General features: G+C 42.7%; 12 protein-coding genes, 1 rRNA gene and 2 riboswitches. Of the genes, 1 reads left to right on the top strand and 12 read right to left on the bottom strand.

The features are described from left to right. From BM126_RS21010 to BM126_RS20955, 12 genes are all read right to left on the bottom strand, one after another. Positions 1 to 62 (bottom strand): 16S ribosomal RNA (locus BM126_RS21010); the annotation flags it as partial. Between the two features lie 333 nt (positions 63 to 395). Beyond that, a complete protein-coding gene (gene ptsG, locus BM126_RS21005) occupies positions 396 to 2,465 on the bottom strand; it encodes a glucose-specific PTS transporter subunit IIBC (RefSeq protein WP_090991293.1) in 2,070 nt (689 codons plus the stop codon). Positions 2,466 to 2,658: 193 nt separating this feature from the next. Next, positions 2,659 to 3,501, bottom strand: coding sequence for a glucose PTS transporter transcription antiterminator GlcT (gene glcT / locus BM126_RS21000; RefSeq protein WP_090991292.1), 843 nt, complete (start codon positions 3,499 to 3,501; stop codon positions 2,659 to 2,661). A 172-nt stretch (positions 3,502 to 3,673) separates the two neighbouring features. Further along, on the bottom strand, positions 3,674 to 5,008 hold the full coding sequence (locus BM126_RS20995) for an NCS2 family permease (protein WP_090991291.1): 1,335 nt from the start codon (positions 5,006 to 5,008) through the stop codon (positions 3,674 to 3,676). A 99-nt stretch (positions 5,009 to 5,107) separates the two neighbouring features. Continuing rightward, a riboswitch (purine riboswitch) is annotated at positions 5,108 to 5,209 on the bottom strand. A 142-nt stretch (positions 5,210 to 5,351) separates the two neighbouring features. Next, positions 5,352 to 6,908, bottom strand: a complete 1,557-nt coding sequence (locus tag BM126_RS20990; RefSeq protein ID WP_256213212.1) for a hypothetical protein — start codon at positions 6,906 to 6,908, stop codon at positions 5,352 to 5,354. Between the two features lie 238 nt (positions 6,909 to 7,146). Next, positions 7,147 to 8,667 carry a glutamine-hydrolyzing GMP synthase gene (gene guaA, locus BM126_RS20985; protein WP_177201531.1) on the bottom strand — a complete coding sequence of 507 codons (1,521 nt, stop codon included), beginning with the start codon at positions 8,665 to 8,667 and terminating at the stop codon, positions 7,147 to 7,149. 165 nt (positions 8,668 to 8,832) lie between these two features. Continuing rightward, positions 8,833 to 8,934, bottom strand: a riboswitch (purine riboswitch). A gap of 57 nt (positions 8,935 to 8,991) precedes the next feature. Then, the gene (locus BM126_RS20980; RefSeq protein WP_090991289.1) at positions 8,992 to 11,163 is read right to left on the bottom strand and encodes a DUF4129 domain-containing transglutaminase family protein; all 2,172 of its coding nucleotides are present in this window, start codon (positions 11,161 to 11,163) and stop codon (positions 8,992 to 8,994) included. Further along, on the bottom strand, positions 11,160 to 12,362 hold the full coding sequence (locus tag BM126_RS20975) for a DUF58 domain-containing protein (RefSeq protein WP_090991288.1): 1,203 nt from the start codon (positions 12,360 to 12,362) through the stop codon (positions 11,160 to 11,162). The genes BM126_RS20980 and BM126_RS20975 overlap by 4 nt, the downstream gene beginning before the upstream one ends. A gap of 5 nt (positions 12,363 to 12,367) precedes the next feature. Next, entirely contained in the window at positions 12,368 to 13,321 is a 954-nt protein-coding gene (locus BM126_RS20970) for an AAA family ATPase (RefSeq protein ID WP_090991287.1), read from the bottom strand. A gap of 191 nt (positions 13,322 to 13,512) precedes the next feature. Further along, a complete protein-coding gene (locus BM126_RS20965; RefSeq protein WP_090991286.1) occupies positions 13,513 to 14,811 on the bottom strand; it encodes a nucleotide sugar dehydrogenase in 1,299 nt (432 codons plus the stop codon). A gap of 67 nt (positions 14,812 to 14,878) precedes the next feature. After that, positions 14,879 to 16,195, bottom strand: coding sequence for a glycosyltransferase (locus tag BM126_RS20960; RefSeq protein WP_256213211.1), 1,317 nt, complete (start codon positions 16,193 to 16,195; stop codon positions 14,879 to 14,881). A 14-nt stretch (positions 16,196 to 16,209) separates the two neighbouring features. After that, a complete protein-coding gene (locus tag BM126_RS20955) occupies positions 16,210 to 17,409 on the bottom strand; it encodes a glycosyltransferase family 4 protein (RefSeq protein ID WP_090991285.1) in 1,200 nt (399 codons plus the stop codon). Between the two features lie 563 nt (positions 17,410 to 17,972). Here BM126_RS20955 and wecB point away from each other — a divergent pair. Next, the gene (gene wecB / locus BM126_RS20945) at positions 17,973 to 19,106 is read left to right on the top strand and encodes a non-hydrolyzing UDP-N-acetylglucosamine 2-epimerase (protein WP_090991283.1); all 1,134 of its coding nucleotides are present in this window, start codon (positions 17,973 to 17,975) and stop codon (positions 19,104 to 19,106) included. Positions 19,107 to 19,169: the final 63 nt, after the last annotated feature.

Here is a 19,169-nt window from a genome sequence, read left to right as displayed (position 1 = left end):
ACTTGCATGTATTAGGCACGCCGCCAGCGTTCGTCCTGAGCCAGGATCAAACTCTCCGAAGAAATGTTTGACTTGCTCATTTGCTTTTAGAGTGTATGCTCACTATTTAAAACGTTGGCGCTTAGTTTTGTTCAGTTTTCAAAGAGCAATGTGTCGTTTATCTCGTAAGCGACTTTTACATCTTACCACCAGATTCATTCCGGTGTCAACACTTTCATAAAAAAATATTTTATGTCTGTGAGGTATGTTTTATATACTATCACCCTAGATTCTTCAAGTCAATGTTATTTACGCAAGAAAATTATGTAAAATTATTACATTTTTCCACATAAAATTACAAACTGCAAAGAAAAAGCCGGGCCCCTATTAATAGAGTCCCGGCGTCCTTGCAGAATTTATTTTATAGAAATAATATTTTTTTCTTCTCTATCTACTTGACCTGTTTTCTCAATCTTCACTGCCTGGCCTTCTTTCAGGTTTGTAAAGACAATAGGTGTAATGATAGAAGGTGCATTGTTTTTCACGTACTCAAGATCAACTTCTAGCAGCGGTTGTCCTTTTTTGACTTTATCTCCCTGGGAAACAAGGCCATTGAACCCTTTTCCTTCTAATTTAACTGTATCGATACCAACGTGAATCAGTACTTCGCGTCCTCCATCAGATACAATTCCAAGAGCATGCTTGGTAGGGAATAGGTTGACAATTGTTCCATCAACCGGTGAAACGATTGTGCCCTCAGAAGGAAGAATCGCGAATCCGTCACCCATCATTTTTTCAGCGAATACCGGATCTGGAACTTCAGAAATCGGTTTGATTTCGCCTTTAATCGGAGAAACGAAAACCTCATCCTCTCCGTCTGTTTGAAGAGCGCCTGGAACTACATCTTCAATTTGGTGTTCCACTTCTTTTTCAGGAACGGTTTCAACCGGACGAGGCGTTTTTCCGTCCATAATATCTTTCATTTGACCTTTGATGGTCTCAGAGCGAGGTCCGAAGATTGCCTGGATGTTGTTGCCGACTTCCAGGACACCAGCTGCCCCTAACTTTTTCAATTTATTTTTGTCTACTTCTTTCACGTCGTTAACGGAAACACGAAGACGTGTGATACATGCATCCAAGTGAGCGATATTTTCTTTTCCGCCCATTGCCTGAAGGATGTCTCCAGGAAGGGTACCTGCGTTTTTGCCTGCAGGGGCTGATGCATCTTCATCTTCTTCAGTCGCATCTTCGCGTCCTGGAGTTTTAAGATTGAACTTGCGGATCGCGAAACGGAAACCGAAGTAGTAGATAAGAGCAAATACTAAACCAACCGGGATAACAAGCCACGCGTTTGTCTGCGGGTTAAGAAGACCAAATAATACATAGTCAATTAATCCCCCGGAGAATGTCATACCGATTTTTACATTAAGCAGGTGCATAGTCATAAATGAAAGACCTGCAAATACTGCGTGAATTCCGAATAGAACCGGAGCTACGAATAAGAATGAAAATTCAAGCGGTTCTGTGATACCAGTAAGGAAAGAAGTCAGTGCCGCAGAGGCCATAAGACCGCCGACAATTTTCTTTCTTTCAGGACGTGCTTCATGATAGATCGCAAGCGCTGCCGCTGGCAATCCGAACATCATGAATGGGAATTTACCTGCCATGAATGTTCCGGCAGTAAGGTTCTGTACACCATCTTTAATTTCGTTCATGAAGATAGCCTGATCACCTTTAACGACTTCTCCGGCATGGTTTGTATAGCTTCCAAATTCAAACCAGAAAGGCGCATAGAAAATATGATGAAGGCCGAATGGTATTAATGATCTTTCAATTAAACCGAAAATGAATGCTGATAATGTAAGGTTCGCACCAAGCATGTTTTGTGAAAATGAATTCAGCGCATGCTGTACAGGAGGCCAAATCACGATCATGATTAATCCTAGTACTACCGCACTGGCAGCTGTAATGATTGGAACAAAACGTTTTCCTGCAAAGAAACCTAAGTAAGACGGCAATTCGATGCGGAAGAATTTATTGTACATAAATGCTGCAATAATACCGACGATAATACCGCCGAATACACCCGTGGATAGAGTAGGAATTCCAAGTACACTTGCATATTCCTGGCTCCCTTTGATGTCGCCGGGCTCAATTCCAAGAACTGTACCCATTGTTACGTTCATGATAAGGAAACCGATGATTGCCGCTAATCCCGCAACTCCGTCTCCTCCCGCCAGGCCGATCGCTACCCCTACAGCGAACAGCAAGGAAAGGTTACTGAAAATAATATTTCCCGCATTTTCCATGACTGAAGCAACCATTTCAACACCATGGCTATGCAAGAAAGGAGCAATATCCAGCAAAGTAGGATTTTGCAGTGCATTACCAAACGCCAGAAGAATACCGGCTGCAGGCAAGATTGCAACTGGAAGCATTAGTGCTTTACCAACCTTTTGCAGAACTCCAAATAATTTCTTAAACAAAACGCAAACCCCCTATTAAATGTTTTAATCAACTAATAAAACGGTTACATTAAAATAAAATAAACAAAAAAGCATAAGCAAAGAAAGCATGGATGTATGGCTTTGGGTTTTAATATGCCCAAACACCTGACATTCAATCGCAATCTTTACTTATGCCTGATCGAATCAGTAACACGTAAAGTTATCGGTTCGTTTATTTAATTTTCTTTTGTAAACGTTGTAGATGCATTGTTAAATATACCGCTTCGGCATCGAAGACTGGCTTTTTTAACTGCTTTTGCATGATTTTTATTAGCTTCCACGAGAGATTATAACACAGAGGGTATTCTTCTTTCAAGAGTAAAGTTATTTTTTCCGGCTCTTCTACTATCTCACCCGCAAGCACCCTGTCAATGGTAAATCTCAAATGGCGGACCAGCCTCATGTAATCCACGCTTTCTTTATTTATCAAAAACCCGAACTGTTCCTCCACAATAGAAATCAGATGGGAAACCAGCTGGGAATACTGGTTAACTTCAGATAAATTTTTGTTGGTGATGGCACTGTGTATATGCAAGGTAATGAATCCGATTTCACCTTCAGGCAGCCCAATTCCTGTCTTCTCTTCGATTAAGTCTATAACTTCTTTGGCTATTTCAAATTCAAAAGGATAAAGGGTAATGGTTTCGATTAGAAACGGATTTTTAATTTCCATGCCATTTTTTACACGGGTCAAGGCGAAAAGCAGATGATCCGTCAGGCCGACATGAATATGTTCGTTTAAATTGCCGCGCACTTTGCTGCTGATCAGTTCGAGCACTTCAATGATGGCCGCCTGCAGATTTTCATTCATCTCCGGAAGCAGCTTTTTATAGTTTTCCTGCTCTTTTTCATTTCTCAAAACGAACATTTTCTCCGCCGACTTCAGTTCGATTTTATCATTTTTCTTTCTATTGAAGCCTATACCCTTCCCTATCATCACAACTTCCCCATGATCCGGATGGGAAGCAATGACTACATTATTATTCAGCACCTTGTTAATTATAATTTCCGGCATGTTTGTTCCCTCATTTTGTCCCTTGTAGTATGAGTACATGTTAGACTATCTGCTTTCAGGAAAGCAACTATTAAAATTAGATGGTCGCTCTAAAAGCTGTTTCTTCTTTTTAATGCCAAAAAAAGAACCCTGCCCAGCAGGATTCCTTTTTTGAATGTGTTCCATTCAATTATTATACCAAAAAAATGAAGTAAAGGATAAATATACAGAATAACAAAAACATTATAGGATGAACTTCTTTGATTCTTCCCTTCACAAGCATGGTGATTGGGTAGAAGACAAATCCTACAGCAATTCCTGTTGCTATGCTGTATGTCATCGGCATTGCAATGACGGTAAAAAATGCCGGAACTGCAACTTCGAATTTTTCCCAGTCAATTTTCTTGAGTGATGCTACCATCAGGACGCCTACAATTATTAGCGCTGGTGCAGTAACGGCCGATGTAACCACTGAAAGCAGCGGGAAAAAGAAGATGGATAAAACGAATAGCAATCCTGTAATGATTGAAGCAAACCCCGTACGCGCTCCAGCAGCAACACCAGCAGTAGACTCCACGTAAGATGTTGTTGTACTCGTGCCAAGTATGGAACCAATTACGATGGAAAGAGAATCTGCAAAAAGTCCTTTTCCTACTCTCGGAAGCACGTTGCCTTTCATAAGTCCTGCCTGCTGGGCAACAGCTACGAGTGTACCTGCTGTATCAAAGAAAGCAACAAACAAGAAAGTTAGGATAACAACCAGGATCTGAACTGTAAATAATTTATGCGTAGGATCCCCAAATGCCTGGAAGGCTGCTCCAAATGTCGGCTTAAGGCTTGGCACTGCTCCAACTACCTGATGCGGGAGTTCAATTAAACCGAAAATCATTCCAACAATTGCGGTGATGACCATTCCAATAAATATACCGCTGTGAATGCCTCTAGCCAGCAAAATAACCGTTAAAATTATCCCAAATACCGCTAAAAGCGTCTGCGGGTTTGTTAAATCGCCTAATCCTACAAGTACTGAATCGTTATTAACGATGATTTTAGCATTTTGAAATCCTACAAACGTTATAAATAACCCTATCCCGGCTCCGACTGCAAATTTTAGCTCAGCCGGAATGGCATTAATGATTTTTTCCCGGATTCCCGACATCGTCAGAAGAACGAATATGACACCAGAGATGAAAACACCGGTTAAGGCAGTCTGCCAAGGGATCCCGTACGTCAGGACCACTGTGTAGGCAAAGAATGCATTCAGTCCCATACCCGGCGCCAGTGCTATCGGGTATCTGGCTATGAGGCCCATCAGCATGGTGCCGATTGCCGCAGCAAGGGCGGTGGCCACAAACACTGCTCCGTAATCCATTCTTAGGTCGGAGGGGAAATCCTTTACGCTGTTCAAGGAAAGCGTCAGCGGGTTTACAACCAGAATATATGCCATGGATAAGAAGGTAGTTAAGCCTCCAAGGATCTCCCGGCGATAGCTGGTTCCCAGCTCTTCAAATTGAAAATATTTTTTCATACCTAATCTCCTCTGATTGGCACGTCGCATAAAAAAGCCCCATTCTATTAACCGAACGGGGCTTGACTGTAAATGGAAATAGAAAAGGGCATAGACTCCAGCCTTTTTCAATCACATCGTAGTCAAGCTGTTAACGGCAGCTCGGTAGAAACTTTTGGGCCATATCCCCAATATTATACGACGAACATATATTATTATGATTTCACCTTTATAATATCAAAACTAATTTTTTTCGTCAACCTCTAAAGCGAATATTAAACTGGATTCAGTTCCGATCATTCGTATTCTGCAATGAAGGCCTCCTTCAAAAAAATCGGTTAAAGTTACAGCCTTCCCTCCCGTTTCATTTTGCCTGAAACAGAACATATTTAAATATCTGCTCATGATCCGGCTGTTCTGCTACCACCCGGTAATTTTGATGAATATACGGGATTCTAAGCCTTTCTGCAGGAACACCAGGGAAAGTCCTCACTACGGCAAAGCGGACTTTCTTATCTCTCAGATACCGGTTTTGCTCATTCATATTCTCAGGAAAGATATCATAGCTAATGTTCTGCCTTTCAAAGTACTTGATTGTTGGGACAATATTCGCTTTTAGATAAAATCCTCCGTCCAGAAAACCATAATTCAACAGTGTGGGATGTGAGGAAGAATTCATGATTTCCGCAAAATTTTCCTGCGGACTGCGTTCCTTCACATAAAATTTGGATCCAAGGATGTTGTGATTCACAGAAAAACAGACGGCAATCGCGAGAGCTGTAAAAAAGACATATGTTAGAAACATGTAATCTTTATTGAACGATTGAAATAAGGACACCCTCTTCAGCAGGCCTGCAATCGTAATCAGCCCTAATCCTGATAATGGCGTAATGATCAAAAAGTAATAGTAATAATCTCTTCCTCCATAATAGACGCCAAGCAGCAAAAACAATATGATACTAAAAAGCATCAGCTTGCCAGAAGGTTGTTTAAGATATTTTTTTGTGAACATAAAATCAATAAAACCCGCCAAAGTAAGCACCAGCGCTGCCGGGTTTCTGCCAAATGCCTTGCCGATATTTATGGCACAGTGAAGCAGTTTGCCTAAAAAGCCATATTCGGAAGGATAGGACACCATATTAAAAATAAAGTACACGGAATATAACGAGTGCAGGGCATGATGCATACCAAAATAGGCAATCCAGGGCACCGAGGCAATGACGAGTCCGGAAGCTGTATATAAAACTGCCCAGATTAATTCTTTCCACTTCCCTTTATAAATGCAGATGGCTGCAATCACCAGATAAAAGCCGATCCATGCTCCAAGAAGTGTATATTTCGTCCACAGCACGGCACCAATCGACAATCCATTCACCAGGTAAAAGCCTGTTGAAAAAGTCTCTCGTTTTAGCCTGAAATGCTTCAGCACCGAGTAGAGAAGCAATAATAAAAAGGGTATGCAGAATTCCTCAGCACTGTCGCCGGATAAGAAGGCATTCTCGTTCAGGATGAGTGCCGGGAACAACACAGCAATGATGGCTGAGGTTCTTTTGCCGGCATACAGGGCTGATATTTTAAACATAAGCACCAGGCTGAAAAACAAAAAGATACACTCCAGCATATACACCCCTGTAAAGCTTGTATTTGAAATAAAGTACGCAATTTCATGATAAAAATAAAGCAGCGGTCCTTTTTGCTCAAATAAATCTCTGTATGGAACTAATCCATTGGCCATTCCTTTTCCCATTGTAAAAAAAGCATTCGAGTCCACCCAGGGATTAAAGGAAAAAAGCGGAGAGGTTTTAGTGAAAAATAACATAATGCTACATGCATAAACAAAAAACAAGCTGTTCCGGATCGCAGGCACATATCTTTCCGCTCTTTGTTTATCAAGAATTTCATGCAGTTTTTGGATGAACATAAACCGTCTTCTCTCCTCCATTTAAACTTTTCCGTTCTGCCTTAGGCTTCCCTGCAGCAGATTTGCTGATTCTATCATATACTTTTCCGAATGTTATTCAATTAAATAATTCTTTTATTTTTATCGTTTCTATCGCGGTTTCAAACTGAAAATGGAGCACCCCGATTTATTGGGGCGCTCCATTTTAAAATGATTCTGCATTAATGGTAATGCAGGCAGCTGCTTTGAGTAAGCTACCTTATTCCCACTCAATCGTCGCAGGCGGCTTGCTCGTAATATCATACACAACCCTGTTTACATGCGGAACTTCATTGACAATCCTAGTTGAGATAATTTCAAGAACGTCCCACGGTATCCTTGCCCAGTCTGAGGTCATTCCGTCAATGGAAGTGACAGCCCTGATGCCGATTGTATAGTCATAGGTACGGGCATCCCCCATTACGCCGACACTGCGGATATCAGGGAGCACGGTAAAGTACTGCCAGATTTCACGCTCAAGTCCAGCCTTTTTAACTTCTTCCCGCAGGATGAAATCTGATTCACGCACAATCTCAAGCTTGTCCTCAGAAATTGCGCCAAGAACGCGGATCCCAAGTCCCGGACCCGGGAAAGGCTGGCGCCAGACTACCTCATCAGATATGCCAAGCTCCGTTCCCAGCGCGCGCACTTCATCCTTAAACAGGGTGTTCAGCGGCTCGATCAGTTTAAATTGCATATCTTCAGGCAGACCACCTACATTATGGTGGGACTTGATGGTTTGAGCTGTTGCCGTCCCGCTTTCGATGATATCCGTATAAAGAGTGCCCTGTGCAAGGAACTCGATTCCTTCAAGTTTTGTTGCTTCATCGTCGAATACATAGATGAATTCATTGCCGATGATTTTACGCTTCTTCTCAGGATCTGATACACCTTCTAGCTTGCTCATGAAACGGTCGCGTGCATCCACTTTGATGACATTCATATGGAACCCTTCGCTGAAGGTCTTCATTACACTTTCTGCTTCGCCTTTGCGGAGAAGGCCGTGATCAACAAAAATACATGTTAATTGATCGCCGATTGCCTTGTGGATTAGTACAGCAACGACCGAAGAATCCACACCGCCGCTCAATGCACATAATACTTTTTTATCTCCGACTGCCTGGCGGATTTTTTCTGTTTCGATTTCAATAAAGTTTTCCATGGACCAATCGCCTTCACAGCCGCAAACTTCAAAAACGAAATTATTAAGGATTTCATTTCCATGGACAGAATGGCGGACCTCAGGGTGAAATTGCACGGCATATAGCTTTCTTGATTCATCACTCATTGCAGCAATCGGGCAGGAGGCATTGATTCCATCAACCGTAAAACCTTCCGGAGTTTCCACAACTAAGTCTCCATGGCTCATCCAGACAATTTGTTCTTCAGGAAGAACCTTGTATAAAGCAGACTGATTTTGGAGTTTAAGCACGGCTTTTCCATATTCACGGTTTTTCGCGCGTTCAACCTTGCCGCCAAAATGCTTTGTCATCAGCTGCATGCCGTAGCATATCCCTAAGATTGGAAGGCCAAGATCAAAGATTCTCTCATCACAGCCAAAAGCAGAAGCGTCATATACACTGTTCGGGCCTCCTGAGAAAACAATTCCCGCCGGATTCATTTCTTTGATTTCCTCAAGCGTAATGGTATGGGGATGCAGCTCGCTGTATACTCCCATTTCACGTATACGGCGTGTAATTAACTGATTGTACTGGCTGCCAAAATCTAATACTACGATCATTTCCTGCTGCTGCAATTCTTTTTTACCCGGCACAGTCGTCACCTCAATTGATGTATTTCACATTTTAAAAAACAGGTCTTTCCTCTTTAAAATGTGCTGAAATAAATAAAAAAAACAGAATTCTGCCTTCGTAAAATTATACAAAGGCAGAATCCTGTCATGATATATCAAAGATCCTGCCTTCATAGTCAAATCATTTACGGTGATTTGGTAGAAACTTTCGAACCATATTATCGAGGATATACGAAGGACACTATTAAATTTTATTACAATAATTTAAATACAATTGTACGAGTTCATTGTAACAAGGGAACAAAAAGCAGGTCAAGAGGCAGTTGTTTTAATTAATTTTTCCCATAATTCTTGATATTCTTCAAAGACCCCGACATCGCTGTCTCCCCTGTAAGCAAGTTTTTCATATCTTTCTGTCATAATCTTCATGGCATCTGTACCATATACAAAATCAACATACGCGGCGTATTCCCGCAATGTTTGTCCAGCCGGCCTCTTCATCCCTGACCTGTCCAGCTGCTTAAGCAGCACATGATACGCCTTTGCAAACGTTTCGCCGCCTGCCTTCCTTCTGTATACAAGAATGAGAAGATGCGGCAGCCATTTCCTCCATGTCAGCACAGCAATCACTGCAAAGAACAAAACAATTGCAGCAGCAGCCCATGCAATTTTGCTATTATTCTTCAGCCAGCTTTCTTTTTGAACAGCAATCTTTGAAGGGCTGTCCTCCCGCAGGAGATCCTGCTTCGGCGGTGTCTTTTGTGCAGCCTTCGCTTTTGCTTGAGGAGTAACCACCTGCTTATCATTTTGGGTTTTCAGTACAGCAGAGTCAAAAAAAGACGCGCTTGTGGAAAAGCCCTTGGTCGGTTCAAAAGGCACCCAGCCGCTTCCGGGGAAAAATACTTCCACCCATGAATGAGCATTATCATTTGTTACCTTATACTGAGATTTCCCTTTATATTGCACCATCGTTCCTTCCGTATATCCTTTTACCCATCTTGCTTCAATACCGATCGAGCGCACCATAACGGCCATGGCTGTGGAAAAATTATCACAATATCCCCTCTTTGTTTCAAAAAGGAATTGTTCCGCATAATCCTGATTTTCAGACGGGTACGGGATATTTTGCTTGTCATACGTAAACTCCGGGCCGTCAAAATAGTCCTCAATGGCTTTCACCTTGTCATAAAGATTTGTTTTATCTTTGGTAATCGAAATGGCAAGGTCTCTGATTTTTTCCGGCAAGCTATCCGGAAGCTGCAATTCATCCGTATACAGTTCTGCAGGATTTACAGCCATTCTCAGCATTTTAATGTCATACTCACGCGGAACGTATTCCACATCGTAATTATCCAGGTAAAGTTTTTCACCCTTCTCATTTATGGCCTCCACACGGTCTTCACTATCATCATGGCGGTATAACACTCCATCCGGTGCGTTCACTTTTAATAATTGGCTGGCTTCCGGCATCAGGATATGTTCGTGTGTTTCTTTAACCGATAAGCGGACTCGCTCGACTTTGTCTTTATCGCTGGGAAACGACATTGCCTTGTTATTTGCGAACATTGAAACATGCCTAGGTATTTTTTGATTTATCCAGCCCTTGCCTGTATAAAATGATTTATTTTCAACCTTCCAATAATGGCTGCTTTGAGCATCGTTGTAAAAAACAACTGAATCATCCTCTTTGACCGTTCCACCAAGCCGGGAGTCGTTTTTTCCGTACCCCACTTTATGCGGCCCTCCTGACCCGTCCACTCCTGCCTTATTGGAATGAGAAACAATGAATGGCACAGGATCCGGCCATTGGGGCTTGAATTTCGGAAAGGCAAATCCCATGCATGCGCTTATTGCAACCATGGCCGCAATCGCGGCTGTCCACCTTTTGACGGATGCCGGGGACAGTCTTAGTTTTTCTACTTTTGTCAGGCCGACAAGCCTGAGCAGCCCGATCATGACAAAGCCAATGATGATTAAGAGTACAATGCTATTTTTCGCATCATAGGGAGTAAAGGTATCGGCTACAGCCAAAAAGACAATTGTGACAAAGAAAAACAGGAAGATGCTATTTCTCACCATCACCCAATAATGAATTAAATAAGTGACCAGCCAAAGCAGAATGAACAATAGAAGTGTCCTGAATGGGTCACTCAGCATCTGCCAGTCTGCCTGAAAAACAATTGTGAGGCTTCTGTAAAATTCAGCGATATACCCAAAAACCCAGCTTGGATCAAAAAATGGGACATTGGAATAAAAATAGTGCAGAGCAGCGGCAATATAAGCAATTAGGATAGTAAACCTCAGAAGAATATGCGTCTTGAAGTAGTGAAGCAAAAGAGAAAGCCCTGCGAAAAGAATGAAAATAGAAATATTGTCGGTATTCGTAAGCTCATCGACAGGCCTTAGCCATTCCCATAAAAGCAGGATGCCAAAAGCATATAACAGTATATGCGTAAAGTTTTCGAGCCGCCTATTATGCCTCATTGTGCAATCACCCCGGATAACCCTTCTTCCAAATGGCTGTGTTCCATAAAGCTTACTTTGATACCTCTTTTAAATGCAGCGTGACGAAGCCTATTTTCATATTCTGTTATAAAAGGATCTTTCTTCAGGCAAAAGACTGCTGCAGCCATGTTCCTTTTATAAGACCCCAGTAATTCAATGGACGCATCCGTAAGATTGGACGTGATATAAACCAAAACAGCATTCGGAGGCAGCATCGCTTTATTCATATCAAAAACCCGGACTGATGCAGCGGATTGGCCTCCTTCAGCCTTTGCCAGTTGATAGAGGACTTTTTTCCGCTGAATGTCTCCTCCCCTGACAGGCAAGATGATTTCTTCATTCGTTCCAAGAAAACCAATTTGGATACCTTTTTTAAGGACCGAATGGGCAAAGGAAGCTGTAAACGATACTAATTCTTCAAAGAAATCGGATGTTTCTTCATCCAGGATAATGAATAAATCATGATTTTTTTGCTCTTCAAATTCTTTTGTCAAAATTTTATTCGTCCTTGCGGTGGCTTTCCAGTTAATCCAGGAAAGCTGGTCTCCCTGCTGATATTCGCGGATTCCGCTCACTACTGAATTTTCCCTTTGGAGCTTTTTGGTCGTACCTGCCAGACCCTGGTCAAAGAAGTTTTCAAGCTGCCTGTACGGAAGATCGTAATAGGCTGGCAGCACAAGAAGCTTCTGGCGGAGTTCGAAGGATTCCTCCTTTTCAAAAAACCCGAAAATATCCCCGGTCCGTACCCGGATTTCCTGAAGATAATACTCTCCCCTGATCATATTTTCAAAAGAGTAATGAAGGGTGATTTCCTTTTTGAAAAGAGGAAAAACAATGGCTTTCGCGCTCTGTCCGCCTGCAGAAAGCTTACGCGGCAGCATCTCCTCTACTAATAAATAACATAAAGGAAAACGGCTTCTTCGGGTAATTCTGATGCTGATCTCTATATTTTCGCCAGCTATGCATTCTGTTCTGCTTACGAGCCTTTCCGCCTTGAAATCCTTCATAGGGTAAAAAAACAGGATAATCGGGTAAACCGCAAACGGAAGAAACGTATAAAAAAGGAACCAGCTGACAAAGCCTCCCTGAAACATGGCGAAAGCAAAGGATGCCGCAGCAATGAGCAAGAGGCCGGGTATTTTCATATAAGAACCCATTCTTCGCAATATATTTCTCATGGAAGCTACACAAACCTTTTCACTGGCACCGGAACAATTCTGATAATCTCTTTCATGATGCCTTCAGAGCTTTTCCCCTCATATCTCGCCTCCGGTTTTAAGATGATGCGGTGGGCAAATACATTAGGAGATAGATATTGTACATCATCTGGAAGAACATAATCCCTGCCCTGAAGCAAGGCGTACGCCTGCGAAGCTTTCATCAATGCGATAGACCCCCTCGGGCTTGCCCCAAGATAAACACTATGATGGCTCCTTGTTTTTGCGGCCAGCTCTACGATATATCTTTTGATAGTTTCATCGATATGCACCGTCTTTGCCTCATTCTGCAGCTCACGCAGCTCTTCAAGGGTAATGGCTGGCTCAAGATCATCAATCGGAGGTATAAACTGGACGCGGTTCAGGACCTCGACTTCATCCTCAGCGCTCGGGTATCCCATCTTGAGCTTTAAAAGAAACCGATCCAGCTGGGCTTCAGGAAGCGGATATGTACCTTCGTATTCAATCGGATTTTGAGTAGCCATAACAAAAAATGGCTTTTCAAGCTTTCTTGACTCTCCGTCTATTGTCACACTTGCTTCTTCCATCGCTTCCAATAGTGCCGATTGCGTTTTAGGAGAAGTCCGGTTAATTTCGTCTGCCAAGATGATATTCCCCATTATGGGGCCTGCACGAAAAATGAATTCCTGTTCTTTCGGATTGAATATTGAAACTCCTGTCACATCGGACGGAAGCAGGTCAGGGGTAAATTGAATCCGTTTGAAGCTTGCCGAAATCGAACGGGCAAGGGCCCGGACCATCATCGTTTTCCCAACACCGGGCACATCCTCCAATAAAACATGGCCGTCAGCAAGCAGGGCAACCAGGCTTAGCTCCGCAATCTCCCTTTTACCGATAATTACTTTTTCAATATTGCCGAGCACCTTTTCCAGCTTAGAATGCTTTTGTGTATATGTCATACGTCCCCTCCTGTGGAAGCCATAGAAATGTAAATGATAAACTATTTTCTAATTCGACTCCAAATGCCAAAATCCCTTTTTTTACCTATAATTCCATTTGCATGTTTGCACGTTTGACGAAAAAAAATCTCCCTGCCTGGAGGAAGATTTTTTCAGGAAGTAACACTAATGTGTCATATTAACAAAGAGACTCAGATGGCGCGCGATATTCTTTTCTGCTGATAGGTTTTATATTCGTACATATTTCCCAAATTCACCACTTGAATCTTTTCAAACTCAGCAGTAATTATACAATTCCGTGTATCAAGGATTACTTTTTGTGCCATGCTTCCCGCAAGCTTGTCATAGTCCATACCTTTAAACTCGCTATGGTCGGTTAAAATCAGCAGAAGATGCGCATCCTTTACTGCATTTTCTGCCGACACAACCGGCATTTTGCTAGGCTGGACATGCGGATCATGGAAAGAAACTTCTATATTTCCCTCGCTCATCAATTTGTTGACAACTTCTATAGCCGGACTTTCTCTCAGATCATCCACATCCGCTTTATAAGGAAGGCCGAATACCGCAACCTTTGGATATCGAATATCCCCAAGCAGCATTTTTACCCGGTCGACAATATATTCCGGCATGGAGACATTAGTTTCACGGGCAAGCTGAATGATCTTAGCAAGCTCAGGTGATTTGGCAACGATGAAATAAGGATCAACGGCCAGACAATGTCCGCCTACTCCCGGCCCGGGGTGATGAAGATTCACACGCGGATGCTTGTTGGCCATTGAAATAACATCAAGTACATTAATATCAAGGTCGAAGCAAACTTTCGCTAATTCATTCGAAAGAGCAATATTCACATCACGGAACGTATTTTCCATTAATTTAGACATTTCAGCTGTTTTGGCATCTGTACGGATAATTTCGCCCTTCACAAATGTTTCGTAAACCTTGGCCCCCGCTTCTGCACAGGCTTCGGTCATGCCTCCCACAATCCGGTTATTGTAGACAAGTTCATGAAATATTTGCCCCGGAAGAACACGTTCAGGACAATGCACCAAGAATACATCTTGTCCCACTTTAAGGCCGGCTTTTTCTACAATCGGCTTCACATAGTCATCCATGCTGCGGGGAGCAATCGTGGATTCTATAATAATCACATTTCCCTTTTTAACATATGGCAGCACTCGCTCTGTTGCCTGAAGGACATAGGTCAGATCACATGATTTATGTTCGTCCTTTTTATTAGGAGTCGGGACGGCAATTAAGAATACATCCGCAGCTTCCGGTTCAAGAGAGGCGTGGAACCTGCCGTTTTCCGATACTTCCTGCAGAAGCTCATGAAGCCCTGGCTCTTCAATATGAAGATGTCCGTTATTCAGCTTATTTACGATTTCAGGAAAAACATCAACACCTACTACCTCTGCACCATGTTTCGCAAACATTACTGATGTAGGCAAACCAATATATCCTAATCCCATTGTACATAATTTCATAATCTGACAGCTCCTGTTCAATTATATTTTAGAAAACTTGCTTTCTCTAAAAATGTTCAGCTTAGGCTCATGCTGTTTCATATATTTCAATGAATATCTCTTTTTCCTTCAGCCAATTATAATTGTGCCGCGCTTCCAGACAATTGCTGCTCATATCATCTCTTGCTTCTGGATGCTCCAGGAGATAATTGACTCCCTCTGCAATAGAAGCAGGTTCATGAGAATTCACACAAACTCCGGTGTTTTCCTGCTCTACTACTTTTTGAATCTCCGGAAAACTGCAGGCAACAACAGGTACACCGCTCATCATATATTCAAATAATTTGTTAGATGACGCAGAATAATGATTAAAGCACACATTATTCAGCACCTGAAAGCCTAAGTAGGCGTTTTTTGTGTAGTGAAGCAGTTCATCCACCGGAACCTTCGGGATGAATTTCACTCTGTCTCCAAGATTTCTTTCATGGACCATTTTCTCAAGCAGCGGCTTGATTCTGCCATCTCCGATAAAAACAACGGTGCCGCGTTTCATGAGCGGAACTGCCTCAATGATTTTTTCCAGCCCCCTGCCAGTTTGAATGCCTCCCTGATATAAAAGAATGGGTTCTTCCCTCGGCAGACCCAGCATATCGTGAAGGTTTACCGATGAACTTTGTTCTGGCTTCTGCGGGATTGGGTAATTATGCACCACATTCGGATAGATGCCATATAATTCTTCATTGTATTTCGCCCTTGTATGGTTTTCCGCAATCATTTCATCTACAAAGCCCAGCAGGAATTTTTCCATGACGCCATATACTTTACTGTTATAGCCGGTCCTGCTCGTCTGTACTTCATGCGAATCATAAATCAGCTTTCTCCGGCGAAACAGCTTGGCACTCAGCACACCCTGCATCAGGGTATTTAAATCATTGCTGTGGTAATAATCAAATTTCTGTTTTCTTCCTTCCCTGACCATCTGGGTGAATATATGGGCTCGTACCAGCATGGCAGGCAGCTTGGTTTTTGTCATAATGAATACAGCAAGTGCACAAATAGCAATGACACTTAAAGATAGGGCAGCCTGCAAGAGAGTCGTTATGACCCGGAGGCTTGCAAGGATATTCAGGATAAGCAGAAAGAGTACTAGCAACTCAATCTTTCTTTTTTTCAGCTGGCGGAAACCCCTGAGCACCTTATTTAAGGTTGTGCTTCTGTTATTGACACGAATGATGCGAAACCCGCTTTTATGCTGTTCCCGCTTTGGCAGCACCTCATTTTTCCAGTCATGAATGGCCACGAGGCTCACATCATACCCTGATTCGGACAATGCCGAGCATGACCGCAGGACCCTTGCATCATTCGTGAAATGGTTCCAAACGAACATACATACCTTTTTAGACATGGTTTTCCTCCAAGTTAAGCTTCTAAAATATTCAGCAAGCCTTGTATATTTTGATTCCACTGAAAATGCTGTTTGGCATATTGATAGCCATTCTCCCCATATGCCTTGCGGAGCTGCTTATTTTCCGCAAGTGTGAGGATATGCCGGCAAATTTGTTCAACATTTCTTTCCTCTGCAACAAGCCCGCATTGCGCTTCTCCGATAATTTCCTGTGCCCGCCCTGCCACATCACCCACAATCGGTTTGCCGACGCACATATAATCAATGATTTTGCCGGGAAGTACTTTATGAAACACATCCTTCTCCACAAGACTTACATAAGCGATATGTGAGGAGGATATTTCCTGAAGGGTCACCCTCCGATTTCTCGCATCAATCAGCTTGATATTCCGGAGACCTTTTTTTAATATAGCTTCTTCAATCTCTTTCTTTCTGAATCCATAGCCGATGATCGTAAATTCTATAAAGGTATGGCTCTTGAGTTTTTCCGCCACTTCTATCAGCTTCCTGACATCCTGGGCAAGCCCGATGTTACCTGTATAAATCACCTTAATTCTTTTTTCGGACAGGGGCGGAAGGGTTTTTCTAATGTCGAACTCTTCAGCTGTTAAAGAGTTCGGGATGAATTGTATGTTGTCATCGCCTACACCCTTTGACACGATATATTCACGGAATCCCGGACTGTTGATGATAATTTTGTCGCTATGCTGAAAAAGCATCTTCTCGAACAAATAGGCAATTTTTAAAATTCGCTTATTCGCAAATACGCCTACACCGATAAGCGACTCCGGCCATAAATCTCTTACATCTGTGATGAGGGAAGCCTTCATTTTCTTCTTTGCAATCATTCCAGCCACACTCGGGAAGATGGGAGGTGTGGATACAAACACGTAATCATATTTTTTCTTAAGGGTCATTACCTTCCAAATAAATAGAATCATGGTTTCCATATAATGAAAAAGGCGATTCCACTTGCTGCTCGTGTAGCTTTTGATCTTCCCCGGCTGAAGTCTTACAATATCTTTTTCTATGTCCTTTTCATCCCAAAACTGTTCATCCTGATATAGATTTTGATTCGGATAACTCGGCTTCATGGTCAAAACGGTCACATCATAGCCATTCTGCTTCAGGTTAAGATAGACATTTTTCAGCCTATTGCCCGCACTGCCTATTTCGGGGTAAAAATTCTGGACAATCATCAGCACACTTTTCATTTGCTCAAATCACCCAATCTCCATTTGGATTAATCATGTTCTGGTTCTGGTTTGGCTCTTTACTTAAAAATTGTTGTTTTTTTAATGTTCTTGAGGCGATCCCGTTGTTAAACGGGTTGATTAGAGCGTAAGGTGCGAGACTCCTGCGGGATTGCGGGAAGGTGAGACCCCGCAGGCATTGTCGAGGAGGCTCACCGCCCGCTCCGCGGAAAGCGAGCATCCTGGAGCGGAAATCAACCCCCTTGTTCAAAAACAACAATGTTTACGAAAAATGTCTCTGGTTCTTATTATGAAGTCAGAATATTGAGAGCATATGAATGTTAAATAAAGATTTCTTTAGAGTTGTTAACGGATTGTTGGGGTTATTAACGGATAATTAAGATATCGGGGTTCTCGTAAAGTTTATGTGTAGATTGGTGCAAAGAGCTAATCCTGCCATCCTGTTCTTATATAATGAAGCCAATCCAAGCTTCCTCCGGTACTCATCTCGAGGCGGTTTGCGAGGAATTTACGAAAGGGCAGTAACGATAATACATACATATCATGAGAGAGAGGGTTCAGCTATGAAAAAGCTAAAAGTTATGACTGTATTCGGCACACGGCCAGAAGCGATAAAAATGGCTCCTTTAGTTTTAGAATTGCAAAAGCACCAGGAAATCGAAACCATTGTCACAGTTACTGCCCAGCACCGGGACATGCTCGACGGAGTTTTGGAGTTTTTCGGAATTTCTCCGGATTATGATTTAAATATTATGCAAAACCAGCAAACTTTAATGGATATAACAACACGGGGACTAACTAAGCTGAATGGAGTTTTAGAAGAGACAAAGCCTAATATTGTCCTTGTTCATGGAGACACTTCAACGACCTTCATCGCAAGTCTTGCAGCATTTTATCACAAGATCCCTGTTGGCCATGTGGAGGCAGGACTCCGCACCGGAAATAAGCTTTCTCCTTATCCCGAGGAAATGAACCGCCAGCTCACCGGGATACTGGCTGATTTCCACTTTGCACCAACACAGCGTGCTGCCGATAATCTTCTAGCGGAAAATAAACCGGAAGCAAGCATCCGCATTGTTGGCAATACCGCTATCGATGCACTGAAATACACGGTACAGGAAAATTATAAGCATCCTATCCTTGAAGGACTGGGAAATGACCGGCTCCTTCTTATGACGGCGCACCGCCGCGAAAATATAGGGAAACCGATGGAAAACATATTCCGCGCCGCAAAGCGTCTCGCAGAAGCCTATCCCGATGTTCAAGTTGTTTATCCTGTACATAAAAATCCGGTTGTGCGCAAGATTGCTGCTGATATTCTCGGCAAATTGGACAGGGTTCATTTAATAGAACCATTAGAAGTCATTGACTTTCACAATTTTGCAGCACGGGCGCATTTGATTATGACAGATTCCGGGGGCATACAAGAGGAAGCCCCGTCACTGGGCGTTCCTGTGCTGGTGCTCCGCGATACGACTGAACGCCCAGAAGGAATTGATGCAGGAACACTGCTGATGGCAGGGACTAAGGAAAACCGGATTTTCTCGCTTGCCAGTGAATTGCTTCAAAACAGAGAAAAACACGATGTAATGGCTAAAATCTCGAATCCTTATGGAGATGGCTTCGCTTCCCGAAGAATTGCTGAAATTCTGCTGAAGGAACTGAGCCAATCAGAAACTGGTGTCCTGACATTTTAACAGCAAAAAAGGGGTGCAGTTTTCACACTGCACCCCTTTTTGCTATCAGGCATTTTGCGCTGT

Origin of the sequence: Bacillus sp. OV322 (assembly GCF_900112495.1) — a bacterium.
Lineage (GTDB): Bacteria > Bacillota > Bacilli > Bacillales > DSM-1321 > Peribacillus.
Note: the sequence above shows the minus strand (reverse complement) of the source record. Positions and strands in the feature narration are given on the sequence as shown.